We start from the raw sequence: 328 nt of genomic DNA on the forward strand, positions 1-328 counted from the left end.
GGCCAGTGCGACCTGCACGCCCAATACCTTCCCGTTTGCGGGCAATGGCAGTTCCGTGCTGACGTGTACGGTGAACTTCACTGCGGCAGTGGCGGCCGGTGGCAACACCAGCTTCAACCTGCCGGCTGTTCCGACGGCTGCGGGCTCGAGCACGAACACGGCCTCCTACGATCCGTCCGGCGGCATCAGCCCGGTCAATCCGACGGCCGGTTGCACGACAGACTGCGCTTCCACGCCGGTGACTCCGGTCACGCCTGGCACGCCTGCGCTGACGGTTACCAAGGCCAACCCGGGTAGCCTGGCTGTGGGCACGCCCTTCAACTACGCG

General features: G+C 66.8%; 1 pseudogene. It reads left to right on the plus strand.

Going from position 1 to position 328, the window contains the following annotated elements:
• Positions 1-328: pseudogene (locus tag IAE24_RS30040) on the plus strand (hypothetical protein); the annotation flags it as partial.

The sequence above is a fragment of the Delftia sp. S65 genome (assembly GCF_016516495.1).
GTDB classification, from domain to species: Bacteria; Pseudomonadota; Gammaproteobacteria; order Burkholderiales; family Burkholderiaceae_C; genus Comamonas; species Comamonas acidovorans.